The organism is Variovorax sp. 05T418 (genome assembly GCF_056396385.1).
The window spans coordinates 142,017-158,750 of record NZ_JBFTLJ010000010.1; the positions used below are offsets into that span (position 1 = coordinate 142,017).

Annotated in this window: 16 protein-coding genes; 9 read left to right on the top strand and 7 right to left on the bottom strand. The window is 68.7% G+C overall.

The features are described 5' to 3' along the window. Positions 1–4 precede the first annotated feature (4 nt). The 4 genes from ctaD to AC1DMS_RS20630 all read right to left on the bottom strand — a co-directional run bounded on the left by ctaD (position 5) and on the right by AC1DMS_RS20630 (position 4,480). Positions 5–1,636 carry a cytochrome c oxidase subunit I gene (ctaD, locus tag AC1DMS_RS20615; protein WP_015867161.1) on the bottom strand — a complete coding sequence of 544 codons (1,632 nt, stop codon included), beginning with the start codon at positions 1,634–1,636 and terminating at the stop codon, positions 5–7. Between the two features lie 46 nt (positions 1,637–1,682). Beyond that, on the bottom strand, positions 1,683–2,861 hold the full coding sequence (gene coxB / locus AC1DMS_RS20620) for a cytochrome c oxidase subunit II (RefSeq protein WP_015867162.1): 1,179 nt from the start codon (positions 2,859–2,861) through the stop codon (positions 1,683–1,685). Between the two features lie 60 nt (positions 2,862–2,921). Continuing rightward, positions 2,922–3,398, bottom strand: a complete 477-nt coding sequence (locus tag AC1DMS_RS20625; RefSeq protein ID WP_015867163.1) for a DUF2244 domain-containing protein — start codon at positions 3,396–3,398, stop codon at positions 2,922–2,924. Between the two features lie 167 nt (positions 3,399–3,565). Beyond that, on the bottom strand, positions 3,566–4,480 hold the full coding sequence (locus AC1DMS_RS20630; RefSeq protein WP_015867164.1) for a class I SAM-dependent methyltransferase: 915 nt from the start codon (positions 4,478–4,480) through the stop codon (positions 3,566–3,568). Between the two features lie 23 nt (positions 4,481–4,503). On the opposite strand from AC1DMS_RS20630, the gene AC1DMS_RS20635 reads away from it, so the two are divergent. Next, on the top strand, positions 4,504–5,220 hold the full coding sequence (locus AC1DMS_RS20635) for a ComF family protein (RefSeq protein ID WP_062365517.1): 717 nt from the start codon (positions 4,504–4,506) through the stop codon (positions 5,218–5,220). A 19-nt stretch (positions 5,221–5,239) separates the two neighbouring features. Then, complete coding sequence (gene trmL / locus AC1DMS_RS20640; protein ID WP_015867166.1) at positions 5,240–5,701, top strand: tRNA (uridine(34)/cytosine(34)/5-carboxymethylaminomethyluridine(34)-2'-O)-methyltransferase TrmL; 462 nt, start codon at positions 5,240–5,242, stop codon at positions 5,699–5,701. Positions 5,702–5,710: 9 nt separating this feature from the next. Here the strand turns inward: trmL and AC1DMS_RS20645 are convergent, their stop codons facing one another. Both AC1DMS_RS20645 and AC1DMS_RS20650 read right to left on the bottom strand, forming a co-directional pair. Beyond that, positions 5,711–6,181, bottom strand: a complete 471-nt coding sequence (locus tag AC1DMS_RS20645; protein WP_062365516.1) for a MaoC family dehydratase — start codon at positions 6,179–6,181, stop codon at positions 5,711–5,713. A gap of 52 nt (positions 6,182–6,233) precedes the next feature. Then, entirely contained in the window at positions 6,234–6,854 is a 621-nt protein-coding gene (locus tag AC1DMS_RS20650; protein ID WP_062365515.1) for a ParA family protein, read from the bottom strand. 92 nt (positions 6,855–6,946) lie between these two features. Between AC1DMS_RS20650 and kefF the strand changes: the two genes are divergently transcribed. Continuing rightward, on the top strand, positions 6,947–7,642 hold the full coding sequence (gene kefF, locus AC1DMS_RS20655) for a glutathione-regulated potassium-efflux system oxidoreductase KefF (RefSeq protein ID WP_478181703.1): 696 nt from the start codon (positions 6,947–6,949) through the stop codon (positions 7,640–7,642). A gap of 2 nt (positions 7,643–7,644) precedes the next feature. Then, positions 7,645–9,495, top strand: coding sequence for a glutathione-regulated potassium-efflux system protein KefC (gene kefC, locus AC1DMS_RS20660; protein ID WP_478181704.1), 1,851 nt, complete (start codon positions 7,645–7,647; stop codon positions 9,493–9,495). Between the two features lie 27 nt (positions 9,496–9,522). On the opposite strand, the gene AC1DMS_RS20665 is transcribed toward kefC, so the two are convergent. Further along, positions 9,523–10,389, bottom strand: coding sequence for an amidohydrolase family protein (locus tag AC1DMS_RS20665; protein WP_478181705.1), 867 nt, complete (start codon positions 10,387–10,389; stop codon positions 9,523–9,525). A gap of 104 nt (positions 10,390–10,493) precedes the next feature. Between AC1DMS_RS20665 and AC1DMS_RS20670 the strand changes: the two genes are divergently transcribed. Genes AC1DMS_RS20670 through AC1DMS_RS20690 form a run of 5 tightly spaced genes read left to right on the top strand, consistent with a single transcriptional unit; the run spans position 10,494 to position 16,725 of the window. Next, complete coding sequence (locus AC1DMS_RS20670; RefSeq protein ID WP_018906701.1) at positions 10,494–11,267, top strand: crotonase/enoyl-CoA hydratase family protein; 774 nt, start codon at positions 10,494–10,496, stop codon at positions 11,265–11,267. Further along, positions 11,264–13,117 (top strand): feruloyl-CoA synthase, encoded by a 1,854-nt coding sequence (locus AC1DMS_RS20675; RefSeq protein WP_478181706.1) that lies wholly within the window; start codon positions 11,264–11,266, stop codon positions 13,115–13,117. Before AC1DMS_RS20670 ends, AC1DMS_RS20675 begins: the two co-directional genes overlap by 4 nt. A 25-nt stretch (positions 13,118–13,142) precedes the next feature. Then, complete coding sequence (locus AC1DMS_RS20680; protein WP_478181707.1) at positions 13,143–13,907, top strand: SDR family NAD(P)-dependent oxidoreductase; 765 nt, start codon at positions 13,143–13,145, stop codon at positions 13,905–13,907. A 51-nt stretch (positions 13,908–13,958) separates the two neighbouring features. Further along, positions 13,959–14,948, top strand: a complete 990-nt coding sequence (locus AC1DMS_RS20685) for a Bug family tripartite tricarboxylate transporter substrate binding protein (protein WP_018906698.1) — start codon at positions 13,959–13,961, stop codon at positions 14,946–14,948. 7 nt (positions 14,949–14,955) lie between these two features. Continuing rightward, a complete protein-coding gene (locus tag AC1DMS_RS20690; protein ID WP_062365512.1) occupies positions 14,956–16,725 on the top strand; it encodes an acyl-CoA dehydrogenase family protein in 1,770 nt (589 codons plus the stop codon). Positions 16,726–16,734: the final 9 nt, after the last annotated feature.

Consider the following 16,734-nt stretch of genomic DNA (forward strand, 5'->3'; position numbering starts at 1 on the left):
CGGTTCAGCCGATCACCTTGGTGGCGGTCGCATCGAGCTTGGGCGGGTTCTCGAAGGTGTGGAAGGGCGCCGGCGACGGCACTTCCCACTCGAGGCCTTCAGCCGCTTCCCAGGGCTTCTGCGCTGCCTTCTCGCCCTTGCCGAGCATGGTCGGCAGCACGATGAAGAAGAAGAAGTAGACCTGGGCCAGACCGAAGGCGAACGCACCCACCGAAGCCACCGCGTTGAAGTCGGCGAACTGCATCGGGTAGTCGGCATAGCGGCGCGGCATGCCCGCGAGGCCGAGGAAGTGCATCGGGAAGAAGGTGACGTTGAACGAGATCAGCGACCACCAGAAGTGGATCTTGCCGCGCGTTTCGTTGTACATCACGCCGGTCCACTTGGGCGCCCAGTAGTAGTAGCCCGCGAACATGGCATAGAGCGAACCGGCCACCAGCACGTAGTGGAAGTGGGCCACCACGTAGTAGGTGTCCTGCAGCTGGATGTCGATCGGGGCGATGGCCAGGATGAGGCCGGTGAAGCCGCCCATCGTGAACACGAAGATGAAGCCCACCGCAAACAGCATCGGGGTCTCGAAGGTCATCGAGCCCTGCCACATGGTGGCGATCCAGTTGAAGATCTTCACGGCCGTGGGCACCGCGATCAGCATGGTCGCGTACATGAAGAACAGCTGGCCCGTGACCGGCATGCCGGTCGTGAACATGTGGTGCGCCCAGACGATGAACGACAGGATCGCGATCGACGAGGTGGCGTACACCATCGAGGCGTAGCCGAACAGCCGCTTGCGCGAGAACGCCGGCACGATCTGGCTGATGATGCCGAAGGCCGGCAAGATCATGATGTAGACCTCGGGGTGGCCGAAGAACCAGAAGATGTGCTGGTACATCACCGGGTCGCCGCCGCCGGCGGGGTTGAAGAAGCTGGTGCCGAAGTGGCGGTCGGTCAGCGTCATGGTGATGGCGCCTGCGAGCACGGGCATCACGGCGATCAGCAGGTAGGCGGTGATGAGCCAGGTCCAGCAGAACATCGGCATCTTCATGAGCGTCATGCCGGGGGCGCGCATGTTCAGGATGGTGACGATGATGTTGATCGAGCCCATGATCGACGAGGCGCCCATGATGTGCATCGCGAAGATGCCGGCGTCCATCGAGGGGCCCATCTGCAGCGTGAGCGGCGCGTAGAGCGTCCAGCCCGCGGCGGGCGCGCCGCCGGGCATGAAGAACGAGCCCACGAGCATCAGCGCGGCGGGGATCAGCAGCCAGAAGCTGAAGTTGTTCATGCGCGCGAATGCCATGTCGGATGCGCCGATCTGCAGCGGGATCATCCAGTTCGCGAAGCCGACGAAGGCGGGCATGATGGCGCCGAACACCATGATCAGGCCGTGCATGGTGGTGAACTGGTTGAACAGCTCGGGGTTCACCAGCTGCAGGCCGGGCTGGAACAACTCGGCGCGGATCAGGAGCGCAAGCACGCCGCCCACCATCAGCATGGTGAAGCTGAACAGCAGGTAGAGCGTGCCGATGTCCTTGTGGTTGGTGGCGAACACCCAGCGGCGCCAGCCGGTGGGCGCTGCGTGGTGCTCGTCGTGTGCGTGGCCGTCGTGGGCGTGACCGTGGGGGTCGAGGACTGCACTCATTTCGTTGTTCCTTGCAATTTCTTCGTCGCGGGGCGCTTGGACGCGGTCACTTGCCGCGCAGGGCCAGAACTTCGGCCGGCTGCACCAGCTGGCCCGTCTTGTTCGACCAGCTGTTCTTGGTGTAGGTGGCAACGGCCGCGAGGTCGGTGTCGCTCAGCTGCTTCCAGGAGGGCATCGCGCCATTGTTCTGGCCGTTGAGCAGCACCGTGAGCTGCACCTTGTGGTCGGTGTCGAGCACCTTGGGGCTGGCGTCCAGCGGCTTGATCGGGCCGGCGCCCTTGCCGTTGGCCTGGTGGCAGGCCGCGCAGTTGGCGGCATAGACCTTCTCGCCGCGCGCCAACATGTCGGGCAGGGTCCAGACCTTGCTCGGATCGTCGAGCTTGGCCGCGGCTTCCTTGCGCTTGCCATCGACCCAGGCCGTGTAGTCGGCGGCCGAGACCACCTTCACGTGGATCGGCATGTAGGCGTGTTCCTTGCCGCAGAGTTCCTGGCACTGGCCGTAGTAGTCGCCCACGGTCTCGGCGCGGAACCAGGTGTCGCGCACGAAGCCGGGAACCGCGTCCTGCTTGATGCCCAGCTGGGGCACGGCAAACGCGTGGATCACGTCGTTGGCGGTGGTGATGATGCGCACCTTCTTCTGGACCGGCACCACCATCGGGTTGTCGACCTTGAAGAGGTAGTCGTCGGGCATGGCGCCCTTGGCACCGGCGTCGGACATGGCGCGCTGCGAGCTGTCGAGCGTGGAGATGAAGGCCAGGCCCTCGCCTTCGCCGTTCAGGTAGTCGTAGCCCCACTTCCACTGGTAGCCGGTGGTCTTGATGGTGAGGTCGGCGTTGGTGGTGTCCTTCTGGGCCACCAGCACCTTGGTGGCGGGCAGCGCCATCACGATCACGATGATGAAGGGCACGATGGTCCAGATGACCTCGACCACCACCGATTCATGGAAGTTGGCCGCCTTGTGGCCGACCGACTTGCGGTGCTTCCATATCGAATAGAACATGACCGCGAACACGGCAACGAAGATGACCGTGCACAGGATCATCATCACCGTGTGCAGGAAATGCTGTTCCTGCGCAATCTTGGTGACGCCCAGCGGAAGATTCAGCTGGCGCACCGAGGGGCCGCCGGGCAGATCGTTGACTGCGTGCGCCGCGCCGCTGAAAGCCGCGCCGGCCGCCAGCAACAGATTCGCCGGCCTGTACTTATTGCGCCAAATGCTCTTCATCGTGTTCACGTTTCTTCAATTTTTTTCAACAAACCCAACCGTGCAGCGCCGCGCGAGCCCTCAGGCGCCACGCAACGCCATGCGAATCTCGCGCGCCAATGCGGCTCGCAACTCCGGGCGTACATAGCGCCCCACCCTGACCGATCGACCCTGACCCGAGACCTCGATCAGCGAACGATCGCTGGCCTGCGGTTCGATCCGCACCTGGTGCGGCAGAAATTCCGTGCGCTCGTAGTCGCCACCGTTCTCGAGTTCCACCACCAGCCGGCCGCCCTGCAGCGCAATCCGTTCTCCATCGGTTGCGTGCCGTGCGTACAGCATGAACGCGAAACCCACCGCGGCCAGTTCGAGCCAGGCAAAAGGCAGAACCAGCGGCGCACCGAGCATCCAGAAGACCGCGCCGATACCGAGCGATACCACGCACAGCGAGGCGTAGAGCCAGCCCAGCTGGCTCGGCGTCACCGAGCAATTGCGCTTCAGGAACCAGTGGATGTTCTGGCCTGAAACGGTGGCAAAACGAAACACGGAATTCGACACGGGCGAGTTCAGCAAATCGGTGCGTCGACGCTGCCAGACCCCTTGTCTCCACAGGATCGGACAGACCTCGTTCGCGGAACACTACCCGCGAGTTTCACGCAACGGCGGATTGTAGCGGGTAGACACAGGCGCCCGGTCGCGGATGCGCGGCTGGCCGGGCGCGCCGCTCAGGCGCCGGGCCGCCCGCGCTGCAGCATCGAGCGCATCTCGCGCAGCGATACCGCGCTCTCGGCCGAAAGTGCCACGCGCGGCGCGGGCTTGAAGGCATGGCCGTAGATGACCTCGAAGGTCAGCGCGATGCGCCCGCCGCCCTCCTGCGCCGGCGCCAGTTCGGGCAATGCGTGCTTGAGCGCCTGGTGCCATGCCTTGCCGCGAAGCGCCTGGAAGCGCGCCGGATGCAGGTTGCGCCCGAGCGTGCGCAGCTCGGCCAGTGCCGCTTCGGGCGTGGCCCAGGTGAGCACGATGCGTTCCATGTCCATCACCGGCTCGGCGAAGCCGGCATGCACCAGCATGTCGCCCCAGTCGTGCATGTCGGTGTATTCGTGGCCCGCGGCCGGCCAGCCCAGGCGCGCGTGCAGCGCCCGCAGCTCGCGCACCGTGTCGGGGCCCAGGCACGAGAACATCAGGAAGCCGTCGGTCGCCACCAGCCGGTGCCAGCGCGCGATGAGCGCCTCGGGGTCGGCCGCCATGTGCAGCGACATGTTGGCCCAGAGCAGGTCCACGCCGTCTTCGGGCGGTGCGTCGAAGCGCAGCTTGCTGCCCTGCCAGCGTCGCGCGCTCCACCAGGGCGCGGCCAGCGCCTCGCCGGCCGCGGCGGCCAGGTTCGCTTCGGGTTCGATCACGAAGCAGGCGGCTTCGCGGTAGCGCCGGGCCACCAGCTCGTGCGCCTCGAGGCCGCCGCGCAGCGGCGCCCAGTCGGCCCAGGTGCGTGGCTGCGCCTTGATCCATTGCAGCCGGTCTTCCATGCGGCGGCCGATTTCCTCGTGCAGCCAGGGTGAGCCGTCGGCGGGCGCGAGCCGGCTCCAGCGCGCGGCCGCCGTGGGATCGATGGTCGGCGGTCTTCTTGCGGGGTCGGTGGCCATGGGGCCGTGAGTATATTGAGCCCATGTTCAGCCGTTGGGCCGACCGGCCTTTGACCTCTCTGCTCGCACGGCTGCCCAGCCAGTGCGAGGTGTGCCGCGCATGGCCCTCGCGCCGCATCTGCGATGGCTGCGTGGCGCGCTTCGCGCCGCCGGCCGCGCGCTGCGGCAGCTGCGCCCTGCCGGTGCCCGAGGGCGTGGCGCGGTGCAGCGAATGCATGCGCGATCCGCCGCCGCTCGATGCCTGCTTTGCAGCCTGCGCCTATGCGTGGCCCTGGCCCGATTGCATCGCTCAATTCAAGTTCCACGGCGAGGCCGGCTGGGCCGGGCCGCTCGCCACGCTGATGCGCAGCGTGCCGTGGGTGGAGCCGGCGCTGGAGCAATGCGACCGGGTGCTGCCCATGCCGATGGCGCCGGCCCGGCTGCGCGAGCGCGGCTTCAACCAGGCGCTCGAACTGGCGCGCCGGCTCGCGCCCGCCAAGACCGACGCGGCGCTGCTGCTGCGTACCCGCGAGACGCCGGCGCAGAGCGGCCTCGCGCGCGCCGAGCGCCTTGGCAACCTGCGCGGCGCCTTCGCGGTGGAGCCCTTGCGCGCCCACGAGCTGCAAGGCCGGCGCGTGGTGCTGGTCGACGACGTGATGACCAGCGGCGCCTCGCTGTTCGCGGCCGCCGCGGCGCTGCGGCTGGCGGGCGCGGCGCACGTTACGGCCCTGGTGTTCGCGCGCACCGATCCGCCGCATTGAGCACCGCGACAATCGGCGCATGTTCCATATCGTCCTGGTCCAGCCCGAAATCCCGCCGAACACGGGCAACGTGATCCGCCTTGCCGCCAACACCGGCTGCACGCTCCACCTGGTCGAGCCGCTGGGTTTCTCGATGGACGACCGCCTGCTGCGCCGCGCCGGGCTCGACTATCACGAATACGCCGAAGTGAAGCGCCACGCCGGCTGGCAGGCGCTGCTCGAGGCCGAGCGGCCGGCCGCCGAGCGCATGTTCGCGCTCACCACGCGCGGCACGCGGGCCGTGCACGACGTGCGCTTCCAGCCGGGCGACTGGCTGGTGTTCGGCTCGGAGACCAGCGGCCTGCCGCCCGCTGTACGCGAGGGCTTTGCCGAACCGCAGCGCCTGCGGCTGCCGATGCGCGAAGGACAGCGCAGCCTGAATCTCTCGAATGCCGTGGCGGTGACCGTCTTCGAAGCCTGGCGCCAGAACGGCTTCGGCTGAGCAAAGACCTCAGCGGTAGCGGCGCACCACCGATTCGGCCACGCAGGCCGGCTTGGCCGCGCCTTCGAGCTCGATCGTGGCTTCCCAGGTCATCTGGATGCCGTCGTCGGCGATCGGCTCCGCCGTGAGCAGCTTCATGCGCGCGCGCAGCCGCTTGCCCACCGGCACCGGCGACATGAAGCGCACCCGGTTCAGCCCGTAGTTCACGCCCATGCGCGACTCGACCACATCGAGCGCCGCCTCGAAGAAGCGCGGCAGCAGCGACAGCGTGAGGAAGCCATGGGCGATCGGCCCGCCGAAGGGCCCGGCCTTGGCGCGCTCGACGTCGACATGGATCCACTGGTGGTCGCCCGTGGCCTCGGCGAACTGGTTCACCTGCGCTTGCGTGATGGTGATCCAGTCGCTCACGGCAACTTCCTGGCCGACGCAGGCCGCAAGATCCTGAAGCGTCTGGAATGTCTTTTTGGTCATGCGGGGCATTCTGGCGCGAAGGCCGGCGGCGCGGCTGTCGGCCTTGCGACAGCCGCGATCCTCAGCCTTCGAGCCAGTCGCAGATCGGCTGCCACTGCGCCAGGTCGCGCTGCACCCGGCCCGGCGCGATGTCGAACAGCGTGAGCCCGCGCGCCGCGAGCTGCACGTAGTTCTGGGTGTCGCGCAGCTCGCCCAGTACCGGCACGCCAAGGCTGGCGATGAACTCGTGCAGCCGGTCGGCCGCCAGGGTGCGGGCGTTCACGCGCATGCCCACGAGGCTGATCTTCGTCTTTTCGGCGCGGCGCTGCTCCTTCAGCCGGTCGAGGAAGTCGCGCGTGGCGTAGATGTCGAAGATGCTCGGCTGCAGCGGCACGATCACCCGGTCGGCCAGCGCCAGCACCTCCTTGAAGCGCCAGCCGTGCAGGCCTGCGGGGGTGTCGAGCACCGCATGCGTGGTGCCGCGCGGCGGCCGCACCACGGCGCTGTCGCCGGTGGCTTCCCAGGTGGCGATGGCCCGCGCCTGCGGCGGGCGCAGGCCCAGCCAGAGGCGCGAGGACTGCTGGCGGTCCACGTCGCCCAGCATCACCGCATGGCCGCGGCTCGCAAAGTAGCCCGCAATGTTGGTTGCGAGCGTCGATTTGCCCACGCCACCCTTGGGATTGGCGACCAGAACCACCGGCATAGCATCTCCTCCAGAGCTGGAAACCTCCGCATCGTAGCGACACGGGATGCGTTCGGCCCCGGCAAGCGCCAAACCTGCGCTATGTTCGCGGCATGACGACAACAACATCGGCCGCCGGCGACACCGGCGGCATCTACGTGCTCGCGGCCCATCCGCACTGGCGCGACTCGCGCGTGAACCGGCGCATGCTGGCCGCCGCGCGCGGCGTGCCGGGGGTCGATGTCAACGACATCTACGGCAGCTACCCGGACTTCTCGATCGACGTCGAGGCCGAACACGCCCGGCTCGCCAGGGCCCGCCTGGTGGTGCTGCTGCACCCGATCCAGTGGTATTCGATGCCGGCGCTGCAAAAACTCTGGCTCGACGACGTGCTCAGCTACGGATGGGCCTACGGCCCCGGCGGCACGGCCCTGCAGGGCAAGGACTGCTGGCTGGTCGCCACCACGGGAAGCCCCGAGGCGAGCTACCACCCCCAGAGCTACCACCGCTATTTCTTCGACGCCTTCCTGCCGCCCTACGAGCAGACCGCGGCGCTGTGCGGCATGCGCTTCCTGCCGCCGCTGGTCTTGCACGGCGCGCGCAGCGCCGCGGAGGACGAGGTGGCGGCACACGTCGAGGTGTTCGCCCAGCGGCTCGGCAGCTACCCGCAATGGCCCGAGCTCGAGGAGCTCGACGCCTGCGTGGCCTGCCCGGTGCCCGAAACCGACCGCCCGGCCGAAGCCGATGGCCTGGACGAGGCGGCGTCTGCCGCCAACGATGAACAGAACGACGAAAAAGGCATGGCCTGAGCATGGAACACGCACCCGCCTGGCTGACCAACAGCCTGATCTACCTGGGCGCCGCCGTGCTGGTGGTGCCGCTGTCCAAGGCGCTGGGCCTGGGCTCCATCATCGGCTACCTCGTGGCCGGCATCGCGATCGGCCCGTGGGGGCTCGGGCTCGTCTCCAGCGTGGAGGACGTGCTGCATTTCGCCGAGTTCGGCGTGGTGCTGATGCTGTTCCTCGTGGGCCTGGAGCTCGAACCCAAGCGCCTGTGGAACCTGCGCCGGCCGATCTTCGGCTGGGGCACCGCGCAGGTGCTGAGCTGCGCCGCGGTGCTGTTTGCCGTCGGCTTTGCCGCGGGCGTGGCGTGGCGGGTGGCGCTGGTGGCGGCGCTCGGCCTGGCGCTGTCTTCCACCGCCATCGCGCTGCAGGTGCTGGGCGAACGCAACCTGCTGAAGACCCCGAGCGGCCAGGCGGGCTTCTCGATCCTGCTGTTCCAGGACGTGGCGGCCATTCCGATCCTCGCGCTGCTGCCGCTCTTGGCCGGCGCCACGGCGGCCGAGCAGTCGCTCAGCGGGCTGGACCGCACGCTCGAGGGCCTGAAGATCGTCGGCGTGATCGCCGGCATCATCCTCGGCGGCCGGCTGGCCCTGCGTCCGCTGCTGCGCTGGATCGCGCGCAGCAACACGCCCGAGATCTTCACCGCCGCGGCGCTGCTCCTGGTGGTGGCCATCGCCGCGCTGATGCAGTTCGTGGGCCTGTCGATGGCGCTGGGCGCCTTCCTTGCCGGCGTGCTGCTGGCCGAGAGCGAATACCGGCGCGAGCTCGAGACCGACATCGAGCCCTTCAAGGGCCTGCTGCTGGGCCTGTTCTTCATTGCCGTGGGCATGTCGATCAACTTCGGCGTGCTGATCGCGAGCCCGGGGCTGATGGCGCTGCTGGTGGTCGGCTTCATGGCCATCAAGCTGGCCGTGATCTACGCGCTGGCCAAGGCCATGGGCCTGGCCTACCAGGAGCGGCCGGTGTTCACGCTGCTGCTGGCGCAAGGCGGCGAGTTCGCGTTCGTGGTGTTCCAGGCCGCGGGCCCCGACGTACTGCCGCCCGAGACCACCTCGCTCCTGATCGGCGCGGTGGCGCTGTCGATGCTGCTGTCGCCGCTCCTGCTGGTGCTGCTCGACAAGTTCGTGCTGCCGCGCTACAGCCGCAGCAACGGCACGCAGCTGGAAGAAATTTCGGAGCAGCAGGACGCCAAGGTGCTGATCTGCGGCTTCGGGCGCTACGGCCAGATCGTGGGCCGCATGCTGATATCGCAGGGCCTGCGCGTGACGGTGCTCGACCACGACGCCGACACCGTGGAGGGCCTGCGCCAGTTCGGCTTTCGCGTGTTCTACGGCGACGCGACGCGGCTGGACCTGCTGCGCACCGCGGGCGCCGGCACGGCCAAGGCCATCGTGGTGGCGGTGGACGACATCGAGCAGTCGCTGGAGATCGTCGATCTCGTGAAGGAGCACTTTCCGAAGGCCCGCATCATCGCGCGGGCGCGCAACGTGAACCACCTGTTCCAGCTGCGCGACCGCGGCGTGACGGACGCGGAGCGCGAAGTGTTCGAGTCGTCGCTGCGCAGCGCGCGCACCGCGCTCGAGGCGCTGGGCTGGCCGGCGCACGAGGCGCGCGAATCGGCCATGCGCTTTCGCCGCCGGAACCTCAAGCTCAGCGACGAGATGTACCCGCACTACAAGGACCGCGCCCAGCTGATCGCGGCCAGCAAGGCCGGCCGCCAGCAGTTCGAGGAACAGATGGCGCGCGAACGCGAGGAACGGCAGCGCCGCTCGGGCCTCGACTGGGACCTGATCGAGGAAAAGGAAGAGGCGGACGCGTAGCCCGCGCTGGGCGCCGCCTACTGGCGCTCAGTCCTCCAGCTTCAGCAGCCTGACCGCATTGCCCTTCAGGATGCCCGGCATCACCTCGGGCTTGAAGCCGGCCGCCTCGAAGTCCTTCATCCAGCGGTCGGGCGTGATCAGCGGATAGTCGCTGCCGAACAGGATGCGGTCCTTCAGCAGCGTGTTGGCGTACTGCACCAGCTGCTTCGGAAAGTACTTGGGGCTCCAGCCCGACAGGTCGATCCAGACGTTGGGCTTGTGCGTGGCCACGCTCAGCGCCTCGTCCTGCCAGGGAAAGCTGGGGTGCGCCATCACGATCTGCATGTCGGGAAAGTCGATGGCCACGTCGTCCAGGTGCATCGGGTTGCTGTACTCCAGCCTGAGCCCCCCGCCGCAGCGCATGCCCGAGCCGATGCCGCTGTGGCCGGTGTGGAAGATGGCCGGCAGCTTGTGCTCGGCAATCACCTCGTACAGCGGCCAGGCCATCTTGTCGTAGGGGTGGAAGGCCTGCACCGTCGGGTGGAACTTGAAGCCCTTCACGCCGTGCTCTTCAATCAGGCGCCGCGCCTCGCGCGCGCCCATCTTGCCCTTGTGCGGATCGATGCTCGCGAAGGCGATCATCATGTCGCTGTTCTTCTGCGCGGCTTCGGCGATTTCCTCGTTCGGGATGCGGCGGCGGCCCATGTTCGATTCGGCATCGACCATGAACATCACCAGCCCGATCCTGCGTTCGCGGTAGTAGGCCACGCTCTCGGCAATGGTGGGCCGGCCGCTGGAGCCGAAGTACTTGTCGGCGGCGCGGTCGTATTCCTCGCCGTAGTTGTCGAAGGGGTTCCAGCAGCTCACTTCGGCGTGGGTGTGGATGTCGATGGCGATCAGGTTCTGGTGGTCCATGTCGTTGTCTCCAGTACGGGTAAGTCCCTAGGGATCGGGGGTCTCAAGTGCCTTGAATTGATTATTTATCATAACCATAATCCAACTCACACACGAATGCAATCATGACCAATCCCGACCTCCAACTCGACATCCGCGACGACGTGGCCATCGTCCGCCTGACGCGCGGCGCCAAGCGCAACGCGCTCTCGGACAGCCTGATCCTCGCGCTGCGCAACACCTTCGAGACGCTGCCTTCCACGGTGCGCGCCGCGGTGCTCGATGGCGAAGGCCCGCACTTCTGCGCCGGCCTCGACCTGAGCGAGCTGAAGGAGCGCGACGCGGGCCAGGGCATGCAGCACTCGCGGCTGTGGCACGGCGCGCTCGACCTGATCCAGCACGGCCCGGTGCCGGTGATCGCGGCGCTGCACGGCGCGGTGGTGGGCGGCGGCCTCGAGCTGGCGAGCGCCTGCCACATCCGCGTGGCCGACCGCTCCACCTTCTACGCGCTGCCCGAAGGCTCGCGCGGCATCTTCGTGGGCGGCGGCGGCTCGGTGCGCATTCCCAAGCTGATCGGCGTGGCGCGCATGACCGACATGATGATGACCGGCCGCGTCTACAACGCCGAGGACGGCGAGCGCGCCAACTTCGCGCAGTACCTGGTCGACGAAGGCGCGGCCTTCGACAAGGCCTTCGAACTTGCCAAGCGCGTGGCCACCAATGCGCCGCTGACCAACTACGCGCTGATGCATGCGCTGCCGCGCATTGCCGAGCAGTCGGCCGACCACGGCTTCTTCACCGAGGCGCTGATGTCCGGCATCGTGCAGAACGCGCCCGAGGCCAAGGCGCGCGTGCGCGACTTCCTCGAAGGCCGCGGCGCCAAGGTGAGCAAGGAATGACCACCATCCGATACCGTCCGCTGGCCTTCGGCGTCACGCGCGCCGTGCTGCGCGAAGGCGCGCCGGGCACGCAGTACCTGAAGGCCGAGACGCCGCTCGCGCCCTACCGCGACCGCATGACCGACCGCCTCGCGCACTGGGCCGAGCAGGCGCCCGAGCGCACCTTCATCGCCCGCCGCGAACGGCTGGCCGACGGCAGCACCGGCGACTGGCAGCGCGTGAGCTACGCCGAGGCGCTGCAGAAGGCGCGCAGCATCGGCCAGGCCCTGCTCGACCGTGGGCTGGATGCGGAGCGCCCGGTCGCGATCCTCAGCGAGAACGGCATCGAACATGCGCTGATGGCACTCGGCTGCCTCTATGCGGGCGTGCCGTACTGCCCGGTGTCGCCGCCCTACTCGATCGTGAGCCAGGACTTCGAGAAGCTGCGCCATGTGCTGGACACGCTCACGCCCGGCCTGGTGTTCGCCGCCGATGCCGCGCGCTTCGGCCGCGCCATTGCCGCCGCCGTGCCCGCCGGCACCGAAGTCGTGATCGCCGAAGGCGCGATCGAAGGCCGCGACGCCACCGCGTTCGATGCGCTGGCCGCCACGCCGGCCACGCCCGCCATCGATGCCGCGATGCGCGCGACCGGCCCCGACACCATCACCAAGTTCCTCTTCACCTCGGGCTCCACCAAGATGCCCAAGGCGGTGATCAACACGCACCGCATGTGGTGCGCCAACCAGCAGCAGCTGCGCCAGTCGATTCCCGCCCTGGGCGAGGAGCCGCCGGTGCTGGTCGACTGGCTGCCCTGGAACCACACCTTCGGCGGCAACCACAACGTGGGCATCGTGCTGGACAACGGCGGCACGCTCTACATCGACGACGGCAAGCCCACGCCCGGCGGCATGGCCGAGACCCTGCGCAACCTGCGCGAGATCGCGCCCACCATCTACTTCAACGTGCCGACCGGCTTCGAGGCCATCGCGCACGCCATGGAAACCGATGCGGTGCTGCGCCGCAACTTGCTGTCGCGCGTGAAGATGTTCTTCTACTCGGGCGCCGCGCTCTCGCAGCCTGTGTGGGACAGCCTGCACAAGACGCAGGAGTCCGAAGTCGGCGAGCGCATCGTGATGGGCACGGGCCTCGGCATGACCGAATCGGGTCCGTTCGCGCTCTACGTCACGGGGCCCGAGGTCAAGTCGGGCGACGTGGGCCTGCCCGCGGCCGGCATCGAGCTCAAGCTGATCGAGGTCGACGGCAAGACCGAGGTGCGCTACCGCGGCCCCAACATCACGCCCGGCTACTGGCGCGCGCCCGAGGCCACGGCCGAGGCCTTCGACGACGAGGGCTTCTTCTCGACCGGCGACGCGGTGAAGTGGATCGACGAGTCGAACATCCACCGCGGGCTGCGCTTCGACGGCCGCATCGCCGAAGACTTCAAGCTCGCCACCGGCACCTTCGTGAGCGTGGGTCCGCTGCGCGCCAAGATCATCGCGGCCGGCGCGCCCTACGTGCAGGACGCGGTGCTGACCGGCATCAACCTGAAGGAAGTCGGCGCGCTGGTCTTTCCGACGCAGAAGGTGCGGGAGCTGGCCGGCCTGCCCGAAGGCGCATCGATGCAGCAGGTGCTCGAAAGCGCGCCGGTGCAGGCGCACTTCCAGCAGGTGGCCAATGCGCTGGCGGCCATGGGCACCGGCAGCGCCAATCGCATCGCGCGGCTGCACCTGATGGCCGAGCCGCCTTCCATCGACAAGGGCGAAGTGACCGACAAGGGCTCCATCAACCAGCGCGCCGTGCTCAAGCACCGCGCCGAGCTCGTCGAGGCGCTGCATGCCGACACCCTGCCCTTCACCCTGAAGCCCCGCTGAACCACCACCCGAGGAGACATACACCATGAAGATCGAAGGACAAGCCGCACTCGTGACCGGCGGCGCATCGGGCCTGGGCGAAGCCACCGCGCGCGAACTCGCGCGCCTGGGCGCCAAGGTGGCGGTGCTCGACCGCAATGCGGAGCTCGCCCAGAAGGTGGCCGCGGAGATCGGCGGCGTCGCGTGCGTCTGCGACATCACCGACACCGAGAGCGTCAATGCCGCGCTCGACAAGGCCGCGGCCGCGCACGGCCCCGCGCGCATCCTGATGAACGTGGCCGGCATCGGCAGCGCCAAGCGCATCGTCGGCAAGGACGGCAACCCCGCGCCGCTCGAAGACTTCGTGCGCGTGGTCAACATCAACCTGGTCGGCGGCTACAACATGGCGCGCCTCTTTGCGGCACGCTGCGCCAAGCTCGATGCTTTGGACAACGGTGAGAAGGGCGTGATGCTCTTCACCGCCTCCGTTGCGGCCTTCGACGGCCAGGTGGGCCAGCAGGCCTACAGCGCCTCCAAGGGCGGCCTCGTGGGCATGACGCTGCCGATGGCGCGCGACCTCGCGCAGCACGCGATCCGCGTCTGCACCGTGGCGCCGGGCCTCTTTGCCACGCCGCTTTTGATGGAACTGCCCGAAGCCGTGCAGCAATCGCTGGCCGCGTCGATCCCGTTTCCGCCGCGCCTGGGCAAGCCTTCGGAATTTGCCGAGCTGGCCTGCCACATCGTGACCAATGGCCACCTCAACGGCGAAGTGATCCGCCTCGACGGCGCCCTGCGCATGGCGCCGCGCTGATTTTCAGCCCCAGCAAACAGAGAGAGCCCCGCAAGGCAAGGAGACAACACCATGACCAACAGACGCCAATTCGTGCAGGCACTCGGCGGCGCAGCCGCGCTCGGCGCCCTGCATCCGCTTGCCGCACTCGCCCAGGCCGTGCAGCAGGCCAAGATCTACTACGGCTTTCCGGCCGGCAGCGCGGGCGACAGCGTGGCGCGCCGGGTGGCCGAGAAGCTGGGCGACACGCCCTATTCGAAGATCAACGCGGTGGTCGAGAACAAGCCCGGCGCGGGCGGGCGCATTGCGCTCGACACGCTCAAGGGCTCGCCGGCCGACGGCTCGGTGCTGTGCCTCGCGCAGGCCTCGGCGCTTTCGACCTACCCGCACATCTACACCAAGCTGAGCTACAGCCTTGCCGATTTCGCGCCGGTGTCCATCGGCGCCGTGATGACGCACGGCCTGGCCGTCGGCCCGATGGTGCCGGCCAGCGTGAAGACGCTGAAGGACTACATCGCCTGGGCCAAGGCCAACCCCGGCCAGGCCAGCTACGGCTCGCCGGGCGCGGGCTCCACGCCGCACTTCCTGGGCGCGCTGCTGGGCCTGAACACCGGCACCGACCTGCGCCACGTTCCCTACCGCGGCTCGCTGCCGGCCATCAACGATGTGGTGGGCGGGCAGATCGCCTCGAGCATGACGCCTGTCGGCGACTACCTGCCCTTCGCCAAGGCCGGCAAGCTGCGCGTGCTCGCCACCTCGGGCGCGCAGCGCGCGGCCTACCTGCCCGACGTGCCCACCTTCACCGAACAGGGCTTTCCGGAGATCGTGGCCGACGAATGGTTCGGCTTCTTCGCGCCGGCCAAGACGCCCGCCGCCGTCATTGCCACCGCGAGCACGGCGATCCAGGCCGCGCTCAAGGACAAGGCCGTGGCCGAGGGCCTGCTGTCGGTCGGCCTGGTGGCCCACGGTTCCTCGCCCGAGGACATGAAGAAATCGCTCCAGTCCGAATACGAGCGCTGGGGTCCGCTGGTCAAGAAGATCGGCTTCACCGCCGAGTCCTGACGCACCCATGGATTACCGCCCCCGCCCCGAAGACAGCCGCTTCATCCTGAACGCGGTGCTCGACGCACCTTCGAAGCTGCGCGCCCTCGCGCCCTTCGCCGAGGTCGACGAAGCGCTGCAGCAGCAGGTGCTCGAGGAAGCGGCGCGCTTCGTGGCCGAGGCAGTGGCGCCCATCAACCGCGGCGGCGACGAGACCGGCTGCCGCTTCGCCAACGGCGAGGTCGCCACGCCGCCCGGCTTCCGCGCGGCCTACCAGGCCTTCGTCGATGGCGGCTGGCCCGGCTTGTCGGCCGCGCCTGAAGACGGCGGCCAGGGACTGCCGACCGTGCTCGAGGCCATCCTCTACGAATGGCTGAGCGCGGCGAACCATGGCCTCACGATGGCACCGGGCCTGCTGCACGGCGCCTATGCCTGCCTCAAGCACCACGGCAGCGACGAACTGAAGGCGCTCTACCTCTCGAAGATCGCCACCGGCGAATGGCTCGCCACCATGTGCCTGACCGAAGCCCATGCGGGCAGCGACCTGGGCCAGGTGCGCACGCGCGCCACGGCGCAGGCCGACGGCAGCCTGCGCGTGAACGGCGGCAAGATCTTCATCTCGGGCGGCGAGCACGACCTCACGCCCAACATCGTGCACCTGGTGCTGTGCCGCATGCATGGATCGGAAGTACAGGCGCCCGCCGGCCCCAAGGGCCTGTCGCTGGTGCTCGTGCCCAAGCTGCTGCCGGACGGCACGCGCAATGCGGTGCACTGCGAGCGCATCGAGGAGAAGATGGGCCTGCACGGCAGCCCCACCTGCACGATGCGCTTCGACGACGCCACCGGCTGGCTGGTCGGCGAGCCGGGCCGCGGCCTGGCCGCGATGTTCGTGATGATGAATGCGGCGCGCCTGCATGTGGCGCTGCAGGGCATCGGCCTGCTCGACGCCGCCTGGCAGAAGGCCGACGCCTATGCGGCCGAGCGCCGCCAGATGCGCGCGCCCGGCGCCGTGCCCGCCAGCCGCGGCAGCGAGGCCGCGGACCTGATCGCCGAGCATCCCGCGATCCGCCGCATCCTCGACACCCAGCGCGCCTGGATCGACGGCGCGCGCACGCTCGCCTACCGCAGCGCGCTGATGCTCGACGTGGCCGCGCACGATGCCGATGCCAAGGCGCGCGAACGCGCGCAGCGCTGGTGCTCGCTGGTCACGCCCGTGCTCAAGGCCGCGTGCACGCAGCAGGCCTTCCATGGCGCGAGCGAATGCCTGCAGGTGTTCGGCGGCCACGGCTACGTGCGCGAATGGGGCATCGAGCAGATCGTGCGCGACGCGCGCGTGACCATGATCTACGAGGGCACCAACGAGATCCAGGCCATCGACCTGCTGGTGCGCAAGGTGCTGCCCGACGGCGGCGCCGCCATGTCGGCCGTGCTGCTCGAACTGCGCGACACGCTCGACGCCTCGCGCGACGCCGATGCCGACGTGCAGCGCCGGCTCGCGCAGCTGCGCTACCTGGGCACCACCATCGCGATGGCCGCGCAGGCCAACCCCGTGCTGCCCTACGAAGTGGCCGACGATTACCTGCGCGCCGTGATGCTCGCGATGCTGGCCTGGGCCTGGGCGCGCATCGATGCGGCCGAGGCGCCGGAGGCCGAGCGCGCCGCCAGGGCCGGCCCGGCGGCCGCGCTGCGGCGCTGGGTGCTGCCCGAATTCGACATGCGGCTGGCCATCGTCAAGCGCGCCTGCGAAGGTGTCGCCATGACGCACCACGCCGCAAAAACCCCGGCCGCCGCGCGCTGACGGAAGCCC

Bases quoted from the DNA above. Each gene is read 5' to 3' on its own strand.
- ctaD (WP_015867161.1), bottom strand. From the start codon at position 1,636: ATGAGTGCAGTCCTCGACCCCCACGGTCACGCCCACGACGGCCACGCA.
- coxB (WP_015867162.1), bottom strand. From the start codon at position 2,861: ATGAAGAGCATTTGGCGCAATAAGTACAGGCCGGCGAATCTGTTGCTG.
- AC1DMS_RS20630 (WP_015867164.1), bottom strand. From the start codon at position 4,480: ATGGCCACCGACCCCGCAAGAAGACCGCCGACCATCGATCCCACGGCG.
- AC1DMS_RS20635 (WP_062365517.1), top strand. From the start codon at position 4,504: ATGTTCAGCCGTTGGGCCGACCGGCCTTTGACCTCTCTGCTCGCACGG.
- trmL (WP_015867166.1), top strand. From the start codon at position 5,240: ATGTTCCATATCGTCCTGGTCCAGCCCGAAATCCCGCCGAACACGGGC.
- AC1DMS_RS20645 (WP_062365516.1), bottom strand. From the start codon at position 6,181: ATGCCCCGCATGACCAAAAAGACATTCCAGACGCTTCAGGATCTTGCG.
- AC1DMS_RS20650 (WP_062365515.1), bottom strand. From the start codon at position 6,854: ATGCCGGTGGTTCTGGTCGCCAATCCCAAGGGTGGCGTGGGCAAATCG.
- kefF (WP_478181703.1), top strand. From the start codon at position 6,947: ATGACGACAACAACATCGGCCGCCGGCGACACCGGCGGCATCTACGTG.
- kefC (WP_478181704.1), top strand. From the start codon at position 7,645: ATGGAACACGCACCCGCCTGGCTGACCAACAGCCTGATCTACCTGGGC.
- AC1DMS_RS20665 (WP_478181705.1), bottom strand. From the start codon at position 10,389: ATGGACCACCAGAACCTGATCGCCATCGACATCCACACCCACGCCGAA.
- AC1DMS_RS20670 (WP_018906701.1), top strand. From the start codon at position 10,494: ATGACCAATCCCGACCTCCAACTCGACATCCGCGACGACGTGGCCATC.
- AC1DMS_RS20675 (WP_478181706.1), top strand. From the start codon at position 11,264: ATGACCACCATCCGATACCGTCCGCTGGCCTTCGGCGTCACGCGCGCC.
- AC1DMS_RS20680 (WP_478181707.1), top strand. From the start codon at position 13,143: ATGAAGATCGAAGGACAAGCCGCACTCGTGACCGGCGGCGCATCGGGC.
- AC1DMS_RS20685 (WP_018906698.1), top strand. From the start codon at position 13,959: ATGACCAACAGACGCCAATTCGTGCAGGCACTCGGCGGCGCAGCCGCG.
- AC1DMS_RS20690 (WP_062365512.1), top strand. From the start codon at position 14,956: ATGGATTACCGCCCCCGCCCCGAAGACAGCCGCTTCATCCTGAACGCG.